This is a genomic window from Rhodosalinus sp., assembly GCF_041685465.1.
Lineage (GTDB): Bacteria > Pseudomonadota > Alphaproteobacteria > Rhodobacterales > Rhodobacteraceae > Rhodosalinus.
On sequence record NZ_JAWLFS010000050.1, the window covers coordinates 1 to 14902 of the forward strand.

A 14902-nucleotide genomic window follows, 5' to 3' on the forward strand; every position below is an offset into this window, starting at 1 on the left:
CTCGCGGACCATGCGGTTGCCCGCAGGCTTCGGCACCCGCCACGATCGCCGCCTTCTCCGGCCCTGTCGTTTCTTCAGCCATGGCTCGCGCGGACGATCGACGGGCCGCCAGAGGAGCGACCAGGGAGAGTATCGAAAAAGCAGATGGTCGAGCTTCTGCGCAGCCTGTCGGCCATTGCGCTCACTGACGCGATGCTTCGAGCTGCCGCTTGCAGGTCGGAGGACGCATCGGGCCGGCATGCGGGACGCGGGGAACAGGATGACGCCGAACGACAGCGAAAGTCTGGCACGCGCGACGCAGCAGCGGCTTCTGCGGGCGACAGACTGGATCGTGACAACTGACTTGCCTGTCTGCAAAGCGCCATGGACCGCGTATCGCGAGGCCCTGGAACTGCTCCCGCAACAAGCGGGCTGGCCGGATGAGGTCGTCTGGCCGGAGCCACCAGCAATTTCGTAGGGCAGGTGCCCCTGGAAGTTCCTTCGGCGTCGTCACGCGCAAGGGCTGCATGATCCGCCGACGCGAGGGCTGCTGCGTACCGGCGTTCTCCCATCTTCGCCTGTGTGAATTGTCGGGTCCGGTCCGTGAACAGTTGTTGGTCCGGGGCCCGGAAGCCCCATATACCTCTCATGGTCTCCGGCTTCGTCACCTCGGTCTGGCATCGCGTCCAGTACATTCCCCTCTGGTCAGCGCTGTCGGCGACGCGGCTTCGAGGCCTCGATCATCGCGCGCGGATCTTCGGCGACATGGTCGGCTGCGCGATGCGCTGGTTCCCGCCCGCCCGGCGGCGTTTCGACCGGGAGGTGCTGCGGATCTTCCCCGACATGCCACGCGCGCGGCGTGCCGCGCTGCGCCGCGAAATGGGCCGCAACATGGGGCGGACCCTGTTCGAGATCCTCAACAGCGCCGAGTTCCAGGCGCGGCAGGAGCGCTTTCACGTCTCGGGCCCGGGGCTGGCGGCGCTGCAGGCGGCCCGCGCGGCCGGCACGGGGGCGATCGTCGTTTCCGGCCATTTCGGTCAGTGGGATGCCGTGCGCGCCGTGCTCAAGGCCCGCGGCATGGAGACCGGCGCGGTGTCGCGTCCGCAGCGTAACCGCTTCTACCAGCGCGGCTTCCTCGCCGGCGTCGAAGCGGGCGGACGGCCTGTCATCTCGACCGGGCGGGCCGGCACGATGGAGCTCGTGCGTCACCTGCGCCGCGGCGGCTTCATGGCGATCCTGCTCGACGAGAAATATGCCGAGGGTGTCGCGCTTCCGTTTCTCGGGCAGCCCGCCCTGACCTCGACCTCGGCGGCCACGCTGGCGCTCAAGTACGATCTGCCCCTGGTGCCCGCGTACGGCACCCGCCGGGCCGACGGAGCGGAGTTCGACGTCGCCTTCGAGGCGCCGATCCCGCACACCGACGCCCTGACCATGACGACGGCCATCAATGACAGCCTGTCGGCCCGCGTCCGCGCCCACCCGGGGCAGTGGTACTGGCTGCTGCGCCGCTGGATGGGCACCTGACGCGGCGCAGCGACCGGCCTCGGCGAACGGCCGTTACATCGGCAAACGCCGGCGTCACGGACCGAGCACCCCCTTCTCGATCAGGAGATCGATCTCGTCGCAAGACAGTCCGGCCGCGAGAAGCGTGGCTTTCCCGTCGGCGCCCAGTTGTGGCGTCACGTTGCGCACCTGGAGCGGCGTTTCGGAGAACTTGACCGGAAAGCCGGTCATCGCGACCTCGCCGTACCGCTCGTCCGGAACCCTGAGCACCATATCCTGCGCCGCCACCTGCGGGTCCGCGAGCGCTTCGGTCATCGTCTGTATGCGACCGCATGGAACACCGGCCTCGTTGAGGCGCGCGATCCACTCGTCCTGCGTGCCGTTCGCCAGGGCCTCGTCGATCAGCGCGTTCAGTTCCAGGCGGTGGCGCAGGCGCATTTCGTTGTTCCCGAACCTTGGATCATCCAGGAGGCGCTCGAGGCCGATCTCACGCATGAAGCGCCGGACGATCGTCTCCGTCGACGGGGCCACGGCGATGTCGCCGTCCGCCGTGCGGAACAAGCCGTAAGGCGAGGCGATCGGGTGATCGTTCCCGGTCGGCACCGGGTCGTGTCCGGTGGCCAGCGCGTTCGACGACAGATAGGCCATCATGGACATCATGGACATCATCATCGATGCCTCCACCCTCTGTGCCGAACCGCCGCTCTCTCGCCCGCGCAGCGCGGCCACCGCGCCGAGCGCTGCGTAGAGACCCGCGACGAGATCCGTGATCGGGGGCGCGCTGCGCAGCGGTCCGGTTTCGGGCGTGCCGTTCGTGGCCATGAACCCGGACATCGCCTGCGCTATGAAGTCGAAGGCCGGGCGGTCGGCATAGGGTCCGGTGCTTCCGTAACCGTTCACGCTGACCACGATGAGATCCGGGTTGATCTCGCGCAGCCGCGCGTCGGTCAGGCCCATCCGCTCGAGCACGCCCGGGCGGAAGTTCTCCGTGAGGATATCGGCGCCGGCCAGAAGCCGCTCGAGCACCGCCACGCCTTCGGGATCCCTCAGGTTCAGCGCAACCGATTTCTTGTTGCGGTTGAATGCAGCGAAGTACCAGGACAGTCCGCGGACGATATGGCCCTGCTTGCGCACCGGGTCGCCCTCCGGCGCCTCGATCTTGACGACCTCCGCACCGAGATCTCCGAGGAGCATGGAGCAGAACGGGCCGGACAGGATCCGGGTCAGGTCGATGACGCGGACGCCGGAAAGCGGAAGGTCCGTCGTCATCCTGCCGCCTTCACCGTGAGTTCGGGGTCATGGCGCTTCAGCCGCGGTCCTGCCTTGATCACCTGCCCTGGAAGGCTGCGGCCTATGACGTCCTGGGTCAGGCGCGCCGCGTCGATCAGCTTTTCCAGCTCCACGCCGGTTTCGTAACCGCTTTCCTGGAGGAGATAGACGAGGTCCTCGGTGCAGATATTGCCCGTCGCGCCCGCGGCGAAGGGACAGCCGCCGAGACCGCCGACGGCCGCGTCGTAATGGGTGACGCCCTCGCTCAGGCCCGTCATGACGCAGGCGAGGCCGACGCCGCGCGTGTTGTGGAAATGCAGGTGGATGTCGAGCCCCGGCGCCGCCTCGCGGATCGCGCGGATCGCGGCGCGCACGGTGAGCGGTGTCGCCATTCCGGTCGTGTCGCCGAGCGAGACGCTGTCTGCACCGAGTTCCTGGTAGCGGCGGGCGATGCGGCCGACCTGCGCGGCCGGCACGACGCCTTCGAAGGGGCAACCGAAGGCGGTGGCGATCCCCCCCTCGACCGCGATGCCGGCGGCCTTCAGGGTTCCGATGACGTCCTCGAACTCCGACAGCGACCGTTCGATCGGGCGGTTCACGTTCTTGAGATTGTGAGTCTCGGAGGCCGAAACGACCGTATGCACCGCGTCGAGCGCACAGGCTGCTGCCCGTTCCGCCCCGCGCAGGTTCGGCACGAGCGCCGTGACATGGGCCCCCTCCGGACGGTCGATGCCGGCGAGCACCTCCTCGGCATCGGCCAGTTGCGGCACGGCGCGCGGGCTGACGAAAGACGTCACCTGCATGTGGCGCAGGCCGCTGGCGAAGAGCGCGTTGACGATCCCGATCTTCCTGGTCGTCGGGATGAAAACCTTCTCGTTCTGGAAACCGTCGCGGGGGCCGACCTCGCAAACGGTGATCCGGTCACCTTCGGGGACGGGGGGCGCTTTGGACATGGGTCGACTCCTTTCGGCTTGATCTGGCCGGCCGTGGCCGCTCGTCCGGCCCGGTCATGCGTCAGATGACAAGCGATGACCGCCAACGGCAAGGGCACGACTCCCGAGCCCTGCCCGCTGCAACTGCGAAAGTCGGGGGGGCTTGACAGCATGCGCTGTCGCCGGATCTCCGGGCCCGGATGCGGCCGTGCGCAAGCTATCCTGCGGTATGGACGCCAGAATGCGCCGAGGTCCGACCCGGCGACGCAGTGCAGCATTTGCCCTCTCGGATGGCGGCGGAGGCATCGCGAATCACGATGGCACCTGTCTCACCCGGCTGCGACGGCTTGCAAAGCGGCCTGACTTGTCCTTTCCTCTGCCCTGCTTGAGGGAGGAAGCACCTATGAAGATGTTCAACGCCACCTCGGCCGTGTTCGGCGCGACGTTGGCCGCGACGGTCTCCGTCGCCGCCCCGGCTTCGGCCACCGAGTGCATTGCGCCGTCGGCCCCCGGCGGCGGCTGGGATTTCACCTGTCGCACGATCGGCCGTATCCTGACCGAACTCGACCTCGTTGACGGCAATGTGCAGGTCACCAACATGCCCGGCGGCGTCGGGGCGGTGACCTACGCGACGGTTGTGAACGAACGCCCGGCGGACGAGGACCTGTTCGTGGCGACCTCGACCGTGGGCATCACCCAGATCGCGCAGGGCCGGTACCCTGCCCCCGTCGATGCGGTGCGCTACCTTGCCATGCTCGGCGCCGATGTCGGCGTGATTGCCGTCGATGACGACAGCCCGATCGAGTCGCTCGACCAGCTGACCGAAATCATGGCCGACGATCCCGCATCCGTCGTCACCGCGGGGTCTTCCGGTGCGGGGGGCTGGGATCACATCCGGCTGCTGATGGTCGCACGCGAGGGCGGGCTTGATACGCTGGGCGACCTGCGCTGGGTCCAGTTCGACGGTGGTACCGACGCCGTCACGCAGATGATGGGCGGACAGGTCGACGTCGTCTCCACCGACCTGGGCGAGATCGCGGGCTTCGTGGATTCGGGCGACATCCGCATTCTCGCGGCCCTGTCGGACGAACCGATCCCGGCCTTCCCCGACATCCCGACCGCGCAGTCACAGGGCATCGACGTGACCGGTTACAACTGGCGCGGGCTCTATACCGGCGGCGATGTTTCGGACGAGGCCTACAACGCCTGGGTCGACAAGCTCGAGACGCTCTACAACTCCGAGAACTGGCAGACTGCGGCGGTCGAGTTCGGTCTCGTCCCGATCTGGCGCGGCGGCGCGGAGTTCGAAGAGTATGTCCGCGAGCAGGAGGAGGTCATGGCCGAGATTTCGCGCGACATCGGCGTGATTGAATGACTGTAAGGCTTTCGGGCGCCGCGATCTTCGTGATCGCGGCGCTCTATACATGGTACGGTCGCGGGTATTCGGCCCCCTTCGGAGACGTCCTTGGCCCGTCGGTCTTTCCGATGATCGTCGGCATCCTTGCGATGATCCTGTCGGCGTCGCTCGTCGTTTTTCCGTCGGGTCAGGTCGCCTGGCCGGATCGCAGCCACATGCTCCGGCAGATCGCCGCGCTCGCTGTTCTTCTCGGTTACACCTTTCTTCTTCTTCCGCTGGGCTTTCCCATCGCGACCTTCGGCCTGATCGCGTGCCTCGGCATCGTCCTCGGAGGTGCGCCGCTGAAGGCCGTCGCTCTCGGCGCTGTTCTCTCCCCCGGTCTCTGGGTGCTTTTCGATCAGGTGCTCGGCCTGCCGCTGCCCCTCATGGGCCATTGGCTTGAACGATAGGCAGGACAGCCCATCATCATGGAAACCTTCTCGCTCGTCGCCCAGGGATTCGCCGTCGCGCTCACGCCGCTGAACATCGCGCTGCTGCTGCTCGGCTGCTTCGGCGGAACGCTCATCGGCGCACTTCCGGGCCTGGGACCCGTGAACGGCGTCGCCATCCTGATCCCGCTGACCTTCGCCTTCGGCTTCGACGCCACCTCATCGATGATCCTGCTCTCGGCGGTCTATTTCGGCTGCATGTACGGCGGGCGGATCAGTTCGATCCTGCTCAATATTCCCGGCGACGAGCCTGCGGTGATGACCACGCTCGACGGGTACCCGATGGCCAAGCAGGGCCGCGCGGCCGATGCATTGGCCATCTCGGGCGTTGCGAGTTTCTTCGGTGCGACCGTCGCCGTCATCGGCCTGACCCTCTTCGCGCCACTTCTCGCGGGGTTGGCGATCTATTTCGGTCCGGCGGATTACTTCGCCCTCTACATACTCGCCTTCGTCACGATCGGCGGCATCGCCGGTGTCGATCCGCGCAAGACGCTCCTGTCAGCGCTGATCGGCCTGATGATCGCGACGGTCGGCATCGACCCGATCTCCGGCATGCCGCGCTTCACCCTCGGCAACTACCACATCTACGACGGGGTCGACGCCATCGTGGCGCTGGTCGGCCTTTTCGCGATTTCCGAGATTCTGATGCTGCTGGAAAAGGCGGCGAAGGACCGGGCAAGGCCCATCGGCCTGGACAGCTGGCTGCCCGACCTGCGGGAAATCTGGAAGACCCGCTGGGCCGTCCTTCGCGGATCGATCGTCGGCTTCGTCGCGGGCGTTCTGCCCGGGGCTGGCGCCTCGCTCGGCTCGGTGATGTCGTATTCGATCGAGAAACAGGCCAGCGACACGGAGGGCACCTTCGGCAAGGGCGATCCGCGCGGCGTCGCGGCGCCCGAGGCGGGCAACAACGCGGCTTCCGGCGGCGCGCTGATCCCGATGCTGTCGCTCGGTGTGCCCGGCTCCGGCACCACGGCGGTCATGCTGGCCATGCTGATCTCGCTCAACGTCCAGCCCGGTCCGCTCCTGTTCGAGCGCCAGCCCGACCTCGTCTGGGGCCTGGTGGCCTCGCTCTATCTCGGCAACGTGGCGCTCCTGATCCTCAACCTGCCGATGATCGGCCTGTTCAGCCGCCTGATGATGGTGCCGACATGGTCGCTGATGCCCATCGTGGCGGCGGTCAGCTTCGTGGGGGTCTTCTCGATTTCCAACTCGACCTTCGACCTGGAACTGATGATCATGTTCGGCGTGCTGGGATACCTCCTGCGCAAGCTGGACATCAGCCTCGTGCCGCTCGTCCTCGGCCTGCTGCTGGGCGGCGACATGGAGCGCAACCTGCGCCGCGCCATGTCGATCTCGGACGGTGACTGGGGCGTGCTGATCGCGAGCCCGATTTCCGTCACGCTTTACGTGCTGACGCTGTTGTTCCTCGGCCTTTCGGTCTGGCTGGCGCTGCGCGACCGCAAGCGCGCGCAGTCCCGCGTGATGGAAGGCTGACGGGGCGGCGCCGGGGCGACGCGCATGGCATACGACCTTCAGTCGCTCGAGCTGTTCCGTGCGGTGGCCATGGACGGGAGCATTGCCGCGGCCGCGTCCCGCCACGGCATGTCGGCCTCCGCGGTGAGCAAGCGGGTCTCCGATCTCGAAAAGGCGCTTGGAACATCGCTGATCACACGTCACCGGCGCGGGGTCGAATTGACATCTGCCGGCACGCTCGTGCTGAAGCACGCGGCCGCGCTCGATGACCGCATCCAGCGCCTCGAGGCGGACCTGAAGGACGCGGCGCATGCGGCGCGCGGCACCATCCGGATGGCGGCGAATACCTCGGCCATAACGCAGTTTCTGCCCGAAGACCTCGCCGAGTTCATGCTGTCCAACCCGGGGCTGACCATCCGCATGGCCGAGAAGGAAAGCGTCGAGATCATCGAGGCGGTCAACTCCGGTGATGTCGAGATCGGCATCTTTTCAGGGTTTTCAGAGGCCCCGGGGCTGACGCTGCTGCCCTATCGGCGCGACACGCTCGTGGTGTGTGCGCCCAGTGGCCACCCGTTGACGCGACGCCGTGCCGTGACGCTGCGTGATCTCGACGGCGAGAAATACGTCGCGCTTCAGCGGCGGAGTTCGCTCCAGGCCCATGTGGACAGGTGTGCCGCGGAACTCGGCATCGACATCCAGACCACCGTCGAGGTCAAGAGCTTCGACGGCGTGCGGCGGATGGTTCAAGCGCGCCTCGGCATCGCCATCCTGCCGTTCGGCGCGGTGGAGGCCTACCTGCACGACGACAGCATTGCCATGGTCCCCATCGACGAGCCCTGGGCGACGCGCGACCTGTTGATCGCCGTACGCGACTGCGCAGCGCTGTCGCACCCCGCGCAGGCCCTGCTCGAAACCCTTCGTGGCTGACGAGGCACGCGCCCCGTGCGGCGGGTGCCGGGGTGGTCGGCCCCCTGCCACCATTGAATACCTCCTTTGGCGCAGAGCCGCTCGTTGGAGTGCTGCAGGGGTATCGCCCACCTTCATCGAGCGCGCTGGGGTGGCCGTTGATCCGGGCCGGCCTGATCGCGGCGGCATGGTGGCGGTGCGGGCGACGTTGCGCTCGTGCGTCCGGGTCTTCAGGTCCTTGTCCTGCGGGCGCGTGCGATCGCGGCCGCGGCGAGCACGTGGTGCGACATGGCGGCCTCTGCCCACTCGGGGTCGCGCGTTGCGATGGCCTGCGCGATGTCGTGGTGGTGGCGCGCTTGCCGGGCCATGTCCTGCGCCGAGTACATCCGGTACGTGCGCAACACCAACCCGAGATTGACGGCGAGCGACAGCATGGAGCTGAGGCGGGGCGAGCGCGCGGCCTGCGTGATGGTACGATGGAAGGCGGCGTTGGCCTCCGTCATGGCGTCGTAGTCGGCCTCGGTCCGCGCGGGCACCCGCGCGCTGATCGCGTCGGCGAGGCGGAAGAGCTCGGTGATTTCGGCGTCGCTGGCGAATTCGGCCGCGCGCCGCGCGCCGTAGCTTTCCAGCATCAGCCGGATGCGAAATATCTGGTCCACTTCGTCAGCGTGAAGGGCGGTGACGCGCAACCCCTCGCCCGGCGCCCGCGTGAGGAAGCCCTCGATCAGCAGGCGCTTGACCGCCTCGCGCACCGGGGTGCGCGACAGGCCCAGCCGATCGGCGAGGCCCATTTCCGTCAGCCGTTCGTCGGCCGGCAGGTCACCCGAAAGGATATCGGCGCGAAGCGTCAGATAGGCGCTGTCCGCGGCGCTGACCGGACGATCGTCCTTCGCCATCACGCAGCCCCGGACGCCGGGAAGCCGCCGGCCTTCATCACCATGCCCGGAAGCTCGTGGCCGAGCTGCTCTTCCAGCCAGCCGGCGGCGTCGATGCAGGCGTCAAGGTCGAGACCCGTGCAGATACCGGCACGTTCGAGCATGTAGACGAGATCCTCCGTCGGGATGTTGCCGGTTGCGCGAGGTGCGAAGGGACAGCCGCCCACCCCGCCGAGCGACGCATCGAGCGTGACCGCACCGGCCATGATCCCGGCCCATGCGTTGGCGAGCCCGGTATTGCGCGTATTGTGCAGATGCAAGCGGATCGGCACCTCGGGGAAGGCGCGGCGTACCGCGCCCACGCGTTCCATCACGTCCGCCGGCGTGGCGACGCCGATGGTGTCGGCCAGCGCCAGTTCGTCGGGCGGGTGAGCCATCGCGCGCTCGACAATCGTCAGCAGGCGGGCCAGCGGCACCTCGCCCTCGAAGGGGCAGCCGAAGGCGGCGCCAATGGTGAGGCCCGTACCAATGCGCCCCTTCGCGGTCTGCGCGATCTCGGCCCAGGCGGCGAGCGTTTCCTCGGTGCCGACGCCCTGATTGCGGCGGTTGAAGGTATCGGAGGCGACGACGACGAAGTTCGCCTCGTCGAGGCCGGCAGCGACCGCCCGCTCGAAGCCACGGGCATTCAGCGCGAGGCCGATGTAGCGCGCCGTCCCCTTCGGCAGGCGCGCCGCCAGCTCGTCGGCGTCGGCCATCTGGGGCACGCGCTTCGGGTTCACGAAGCTCGTCACCTCGAGCCGCCGGGCCCCTGCGTCCGATGCCTTTCGGATCAGGTCGAGCTTCGTATCCACGGAGAGAATTTCAGACTCGTTTTGTATACCGTCTCTGGCGGAAACCTCGACGATCTCGACGCTTTTCCCGGTTTCAAACATTTTTTCCTCCCGGCCCCTTCCATAATGGATACATCAGTGTATGCTTACTTCGCAACAAGAGCGAGGCCCGGGCGCGCACGACGCAAGATAATTGCGCATGGTCGGCCGGGTGCAGGGAGCGAGGATGAGCGAGACGGACGCTGTGCCGGGCCGGCAGGGGCCGCTGACCGATATCCGGGTGATCGAAATGGGCCAGCTTCTGGCCGGGCCCTTCTGCGGCCAGCTGATGGCGGATTTCGGCGCCGAGGTGATCAAGTGCGAACAGCCCGGCGTCGGCGACCCGATGCGGGTCTGGGGCAGGGAGAAGCCGCATGGCAAGTCGCTGTGGTGGCCCGTCGTCGCGCGCAACAAGAAGAGCCTGACCCTCAACCTGCGTACAGAGGAAGGTCAGCAGGTGGTTCGCGATCTGGTCGCGGAGGCCGACGTGCTGCTTGAGAATTTCAGGCCCGGGACGCTCGAGCGCTGGAATCTCTCCTATGACGAGCTCTCGAAGATCAACCCGAAGCTCATCCTCGTCCGTGTCACGGGCTTCGGGCAGACCGGACCTTATGCGCGGCGCGCGGGATACGGCGCCATCGGCGAGGCGATGGGGGGCTTGCGCTACGTGGTGGGCGACCCTTCGACGCCGCCCTCGCGCATGGGCATCTCGATCGGCGACGAGCTGGCGGCGACCTACGCCTGCCTTGGCACCATGATGGCCTTGCACGCGCGTGAGCGCACGGGCCGCGGGCAGGTGGTCGACAGCGCGATCTACGAGGCGGTGCTGGCCATGATGGAAAGCCTCGTGAGCGAATACGACGTCACGGGCTATGTCCGCGAGCGCACCGGTGCGATCCTGCCGAACATCGCGCCCTCGAACGTCTACGAAACGGCGGACGGTCAGTACCTGCTGATCGCGGCGAACCAGGACACCGTGTTCAAGCGTCTCGCCGCCGCGATGGGCCGGCCGGAGCTCGCAGAGGATGCGCGCTATGCCACCCACTCCGCACGGGGAACACATCAGGCCGAACTCGACGCGCTGGTCAACGACTGGACGAAGACCGTCGAGCTGGAGCCGCTGGAGCAACTGCTCGAGGAGCACGGGGTGCCCTGCGGGCTTATCTACAAGGCCGAAGACATGCTGCGCGACCCTCATTTTGCCGCGCGAGAGGCGATCGTGGAGGTCGAACATCCCGATTTCGGGCCGATGAAGATGCAGAACGTGGCGCCGCGGCTCTCGGACACGCCCGGCGCGGTGCGCCACGTCGGACCGGCGCTCGGGCAGCACACCGAGGAAGTGCTTGCAGGGGTGCTCGGCTACGACGGGGCGCGGATTGCACGCCTGAAGGAGGCGGGCGTGATCTGAAGCGGCGAATGCCATTCGTCGAACATTGCAATGATCAACGTGTCAGGGAGGAGACGATCATGGCGAAGACCGGACTTTGGGCTGCAGGGGCCGTGGCGATCGCGGCTGCGGGCGCTGTTCAGGCGGAAGAGGATATCACCGTCACGCATTGGGGCGTCCTGATGTACGGCGCGCCCTATGCCGTCGCGATGGACCAGGGGTATTTTGCGGAGGCGGGTGTCGAGATCGACGATATCCTGACATCCTCGGGGGGCGGCACGACTGTGCGAAACGTGCTTTCCGGCGATCTGCTCTACGGGGAGACCAGCCTCGCCGCCGCCGTTGCGGCACATCTTTCGGGCCGCGAGATCGTCATCGTCAACACGGGGGCCGACACTGTCGCCGATCTCCTCTGGGTGGCCATGCCCGACAGCGATATCGAGTCGATCGAGGATTTCGTCGGCAATCGCGTCACCTACACCCGGCCGCAATCGGTGACCGACATGACCCTGCGCATGGCGCTCGACGAGGCCGGAATATCATCTGACGATGTGGAGCTGATCGCGGCAGGCGGGATCGGCGACGGTCTGACGATGCTTGAGCAGGACGGAGCGGACGCCGTGCCGATCCTGGAACCCATCTGGGCGGCGACCCGCGACAAGTACAAGGCTGTGCTCGAGCTCGACACGGCGCTGCCGCGCATCAGCCAGACAGTGGGCATCACGACCCCGCAGATGATTGAACAAAAGCCCGAGGAACTGCGTGCCGTGATCGAGGGCCGGCGCATGGGTGTGCAGTACATCCAGGAAAATCCCGAAGAGGCCGCGCGCATCTTCGCGGATGCCTACGAAGGTGATGTCGAGGTGATGGAAACCGCGATCAACGCGATGCTCGAGATCGACTACTGGTCCGAAGGTGCGCTCAACTACGAGCAGATGGACCGCAAGATGGGGGGACTGCGGCTCGTGGGCGTCATCGACGAGGATGTCGACTGGTCCGAGCTCGTGGACGAGCGGTTCCTGCCCGAAGACCTGCGCGGCGACTGAGGGAGGGGCTCTTGACCGGCGAGATACACGCACGCCTCGAGGGAGTCACGCGGGTCTATCCGGCCGTGGCCGGCAACCCGCCCGTGCACGCCCTCGGGCCTGTCGACCTCGAACTGCGCCGCGGCGAGTTCTTCTCCATCGTCGGCCCGTCGGGCTGCGGCAAGTCCACCTGCATGGATGTGCTTGCCGGCCTCGCCCCGCCGAGCGAGGGCGAGGTCAGCTTCGAGGGCAAGCCGGTCAAGGGCACCGTTCCCGATGGAGTCGGGGCCGTCTTTCAGGAGGATGCCTCTTTTCCGTGGCTGACGGTTCGGGATAACGCGGCCTTCGGGCTGCGCCGCAAGGGCTTCGACCCGGCGGAGATCAGGCGCCGCGTCGACTATGCACTCGGGTTCATGGGGCTGCGCGACTTTGCGGATGCCTATCCGGCGCAGCTTTCGGGCGGCATGCGGCAACGCGTATGCATCGCACGGACGCTCGTTCTGCAGCCGCGCCTCATCCTGCTCGACGAACCCTTCGGCGCGCTGGACGCCCAGACGCGTCTTCTGATGGGGGACGAGCTCTTGAGGCTCTGGCGGGAGACCGGTGCAACGGTCCTTCTCATCACGCATGCGCTCGACGAGGCCGCGATGTTGTCGGACCGGGTCGGCGCGATGTCGGCAAGGCCCGGCCGTCTTCTCGAAACGCTCGACACGGGCTGGCCGCGCGAAAGGGACTCCAGCATGCTCGAGGGAGAAACCTTCGGACATGTAACCGGCCGGCTGTGGCAACTGCTGCGGTCGGAGTCGCAGGCCGCGATGGGGCAGCACCCCGATGCAGGGCGGGGTAGCGATCATCGGGAGGCCGTATGACGCGGCTGGCCTGGATCCGTCTGGCGATCGTTTTCGCCGCGCTGGCCTTGCTCGAGTGGCTGGTACAGTCGGGCCGGATTTCGACCCACACCATGATCCCACCAACGCAGATGGTCACCGAACTCTGGACGCTGCTGGCTTCGGGCGAAATCACGGATGATATCAAGCAGACTCTCGGCAATGTTGCGATTGCCTGCCTTCTTTCCGTCACGGTCGGCTTCGCAACCGGCGCCGGCATTCACGCGATCCCGCGGCTTCGCCGGGCGCTTGATCCATTCCTGACCACATACTACGCGGTTCCGTTTTTCGTCTTCTACCCGCTTCTCGTCTACATTTTCGGGATGAACAATCTCCCCATGATCGCGATCGGCTTCATGTTCGCCGTCGTTGCGATGATCATCAATACCCTGAACGGGCTCGACAAGATCCCGCGCGTTTACGGCAAGGTCGGACGCATGCACCAGATGGGGCGGCTCTCGAAGGCGCTCCGCATTCAGATCCCGGCCGCCATGCCGAACCTGTTCACGGGACTCAAGCTCAGCGTCGCCTATTCGTTCATCGGCGTGATCGCGTCGGAGTTCATTCTCGCTCCGGGTGGGCTCGGTTATGCCATATCATTCGCCTATGACAATTTCGACAACGCGACGATGTATGCCTTGATGCTCTTCATTCTCGTTCTCGTCACGGCGATCAACATGACCCTGCATTACATCGAGCAGCGACTGCTGCGCCGCCAGGGCCTTTGAGGGACTCAGATGCTGCGCAATACTCCGTATATGGTCGATGTCGCGCTGGTGGTCCTCGGCATCATCGTCGTCTGGCAGTTCCTGCACATGGGCGCAGGGGACGTCGCGATTTCATCGCCGGCCGCGACAGCTGTTCGGGCGGGAGAGCTCCTGCTGTCCGGCAGCTTCTGGCCACACGCCGCCGAGACGGGGCTGGCGCTCTTCTATGCCCTCCTTCTCGCGCTGACGATAGGGCTCGGCGTCGGTACGCTTCTGGGCGCACACAGGCTGTCCGGCGCAGTGGCCGAGCCGATCCTCGTTGCGCTTTACTCTCTTCCCAAGATCACGCTTTACCCGGTGATCCTGCTGATCTTCGGGCTGGGCATCGAGGCGAAAGTCGCCTTCGGGGCGATACATGGGGTCATCCCGGTCACGATTTTCACGATGAACGCAGTAAAGAACATCAACCCGGTCTTTCTCCGAACGAGTCGCGTTCTGGGCATGGGGCCAGTCCAAACCGCGACCCATATCCTGTTTCCGGCAACATTGCCTGAAATCGTGTCGGGGCTGCGGGTCGGGTTTTCTCTGACGCTCCTCGGCGTGATAATTGGCGAGCTGTTTGCCTCACACAGCGGGATGGGCTTCCTCGTGATGCGCGCCATCGGGACGCACGACGTGGCCACCATGATGGCGGTCACGTTGATCCTTGCAGTCGCTGCCATCGTGATCGCGTCGGTCTTGATCTATGTCGACAATCGCCTTCACCGACGCGTCTGACCGACACTCTCCGGCGACCGGGTCCGCGCCGGAGAGAACACGCATCGATCCGTAAGCCCGGGCTTGGCCGGCTCACGCGATCTGGCAGCCGCAGGAGACATGGCTCGGGTGTCGCCTCCCCGCCGCGCGCCTGATTGCCGGCGCGTTCCCTGGCTGCGCCTCGCGCCGCAGCTCCTTGACGCGGCCGCGCCGCGCGGCGGGTCAAGCTGAAAGGGCTTTCTGGTACCGCCTCCCCGGCTCGAACGGGGGACCTCTTGATCCACAATCAAGCGCTCTAACCAACTGAGCTAAGGCGGCCCGATGTGCCGGGAGTTAGCCGTGCGCCGCCCGCAATGCAAGCCCCGCGCGACGATTTCAGAGGCCTGCGGGCCGCGCAGGGCCCCGCAGGCCGGGGTCCTGCGCTGCAACTTGCCAAGGCAGGCGCCCGGGGCTAAGCGGCTGAGGCGCCGGCATGGGCGATATCCACGC

Annotated in this window: 15 protein-coding genes and 1 tRNA gene; 11 read left to right on the forward strand and 5 right to left on the reverse strand. The window is 66.5% G+C overall.

The window, feature by feature from the left end:
• The first annotated feature begins 259 nt into the window (after window positions 1-259).
• Window positions 260-457, forward strand: a complete 198-nt coding sequence (locus ACESL7_RS05225) for a phage tail assembly chaperone (RefSeq protein ID WP_372892149.1) — start codon at window positions 260-262, stop codon at window positions 455-457.
• A gap of 170 nt (window positions 458-627) precedes the next feature.
• Window positions 628-1503, forward strand: coding sequence for a lysophospholipid acyltransferase family protein (locus tag ACESL7_RS05230; RefSeq protein WP_372892151.1), 876 nt, complete (start codon window positions 628-630; stop codon window positions 1501-1503).
• A 54-nt stretch (window positions 1504-1557) separates the two neighbouring features.
• On the opposite strand, the gene ACESL7_RS05235 is transcribed toward ACESL7_RS05230, so the two are convergent.
• Window positions 1558-2751 (reverse strand): CaiB/BaiF CoA transferase family protein, encoded by a 1194-nt coding sequence (locus tag ACESL7_RS05235; RefSeq protein ID WP_372892153.1) that lies wholly within the window; start codon window positions 2749-2751, stop codon window positions 1558-1560.
• Window positions 2748-3704, reverse strand: coding sequence for a hydroxymethylglutaryl-CoA lyase (locus tag ACESL7_RS05240; protein ID WP_372892155.1), 957 nt, complete (start codon window positions 3702-3704; stop codon window positions 2748-2750). The genes ACESL7_RS05235 and ACESL7_RS05240 overlap by 4 nt, the downstream gene beginning before the upstream one ends.
• Window positions 3705-4086: 382 nt before the next feature.
• Here ACESL7_RS05240 and ACESL7_RS05245 point away from each other — a divergent pair, with 382 nt between their 5' ends.
• Genes ACESL7_RS05245 through ACESL7_RS05260 form a run of 4 tightly spaced genes read left to right on the forward strand, consistent with a single transcriptional unit; the run spans window position 4087 to window position 7928 of the window.
• Complete coding sequence (locus ACESL7_RS05245; RefSeq protein WP_372892157.1) at window positions 4087-5058, forward strand: Bug family tripartite tricarboxylate transporter substrate binding protein; 972 nt, start codon at window positions 4087-4089, stop codon at window positions 5056-5058.
• Window positions 5055-5489, forward strand: coding sequence for a tripartite tricarboxylate transporter TctB family protein (locus ACESL7_RS05250; RefSeq protein ID WP_372892158.1), 435 nt, complete (start codon window positions 5055-5057; stop codon window positions 5487-5489). The genes ACESL7_RS05245 and ACESL7_RS05250 overlap by 4 nt, the downstream gene beginning before the upstream one ends.
• Window positions 5490-5507: 18 nt before the next feature.
• Window positions 5508-7022: a tripartite tricarboxylate transporter permease gene (locus ACESL7_RS05255; RefSeq protein WP_372892160.1), complete on the forward strand. Its 1515-nt coding sequence runs from the start codon at window positions 5508-5510 to the stop codon at window positions 7020-7022.
• 24 nt (window positions 7023-7046) lie between these two features.
• On the forward strand, window positions 7047-7928 hold the full coding sequence (locus ACESL7_RS05260) for a LysR family transcriptional regulator (RefSeq protein ID WP_372892162.1): 882 nt from the start codon (window positions 7047-7049) through the stop codon (window positions 7926-7928).
• Between the two features lie 209 nt (window positions 7929-8137).
• On the opposite strand, the gene ACESL7_RS05265 is transcribed toward ACESL7_RS05260, so the two are convergent.
• Together ACESL7_RS05265 and ACESL7_RS05270 are read right to left on the reverse strand one after the other, a co-directional pair.
• Window positions 8138-8803, reverse strand: coding sequence for a GntR family transcriptional regulator (locus ACESL7_RS05265; RefSeq protein WP_372892164.1), 666 nt, complete (start codon window positions 8801-8803; stop codon window positions 8138-8140).
• The gene (locus ACESL7_RS05270; RefSeq protein ID WP_372892166.1) at window positions 8803-9714 is read right to left on the reverse strand and encodes a hydroxymethylglutaryl-CoA lyase; all 912 of its coding nucleotides are present in this window, start codon (window positions 9712-9714) and stop codon (window positions 8803-8805) included. Before ACESL7_RS05270 ends, ACESL7_RS05265 begins: the two co-directional genes overlap by 1 nt.
• Window positions 9715-9838: 124 nt before the next feature.
• On the opposite strand from ACESL7_RS05270, the gene ACESL7_RS05275 reads away from it, so the two are divergent.
• The 5 genes from ACESL7_RS05275 (at window position 9839) to ACESL7_RS05295 (ending at window position 14434) form a co-directional block, all read left to right on the forward strand.
• Window positions 9839-11059, forward strand: coding sequence for a CaiB/BaiF CoA transferase family protein (locus ACESL7_RS05275; RefSeq protein ID WP_372892168.1), 1221 nt, complete (start codon window positions 9839-9841; stop codon window positions 11057-11059).
• Window positions 11060-11118: 59 nt separating this feature from the next.
• Window positions 11119-12084, forward strand: coding sequence for an ABC transporter substrate-binding protein (locus ACESL7_RS05280; RefSeq protein ID WP_372892170.1), 966 nt, complete (start codon window positions 11119-11121; stop codon window positions 12082-12084).
• Window positions 12085-12149: 65 nt separating this feature from the next.
• Window positions 12150-12932 (forward strand): ABC transporter ATP-binding protein, encoded by a 783-nt coding sequence (locus tag ACESL7_RS05285; RefSeq protein ID WP_372892172.1) that lies wholly within the window; start codon window positions 12150-12152, stop codon window positions 12930-12932.
• The gene (locus tag ACESL7_RS05290; RefSeq protein ID WP_372892173.1) at window positions 12929-13678 is read left to right on the forward strand and encodes an ABC transporter permease; all 750 of its coding nucleotides are present in this window, start codon (window positions 12929-12931) and stop codon (window positions 13676-13678) included. The genes ACESL7_RS05285 and ACESL7_RS05290 overlap by 4 nt, the downstream gene beginning before the upstream one ends.
• 9 nt (window positions 13679-13687) lie before the next feature.
• The gene (locus ACESL7_RS05295) at window positions 13688-14434 is read left to right on the forward strand and encodes an ABC transporter permease (protein WP_372892175.1); all 747 of its coding nucleotides are present in this window, start codon (window positions 13688-13690) and stop codon (window positions 14432-14434) included.
• Window positions 14435-14654: 220 nt separating this feature from the next.
• Here ACESL7_RS05295 and ACESL7_RS05300 read toward each other — a convergent pair.
• Window positions 14655-14731: transfer RNA gene (locus tag ACESL7_RS05300), tRNA-His, on the reverse strand.
• Window positions 14732-14902 lie beyond the last annotated feature (171 nt).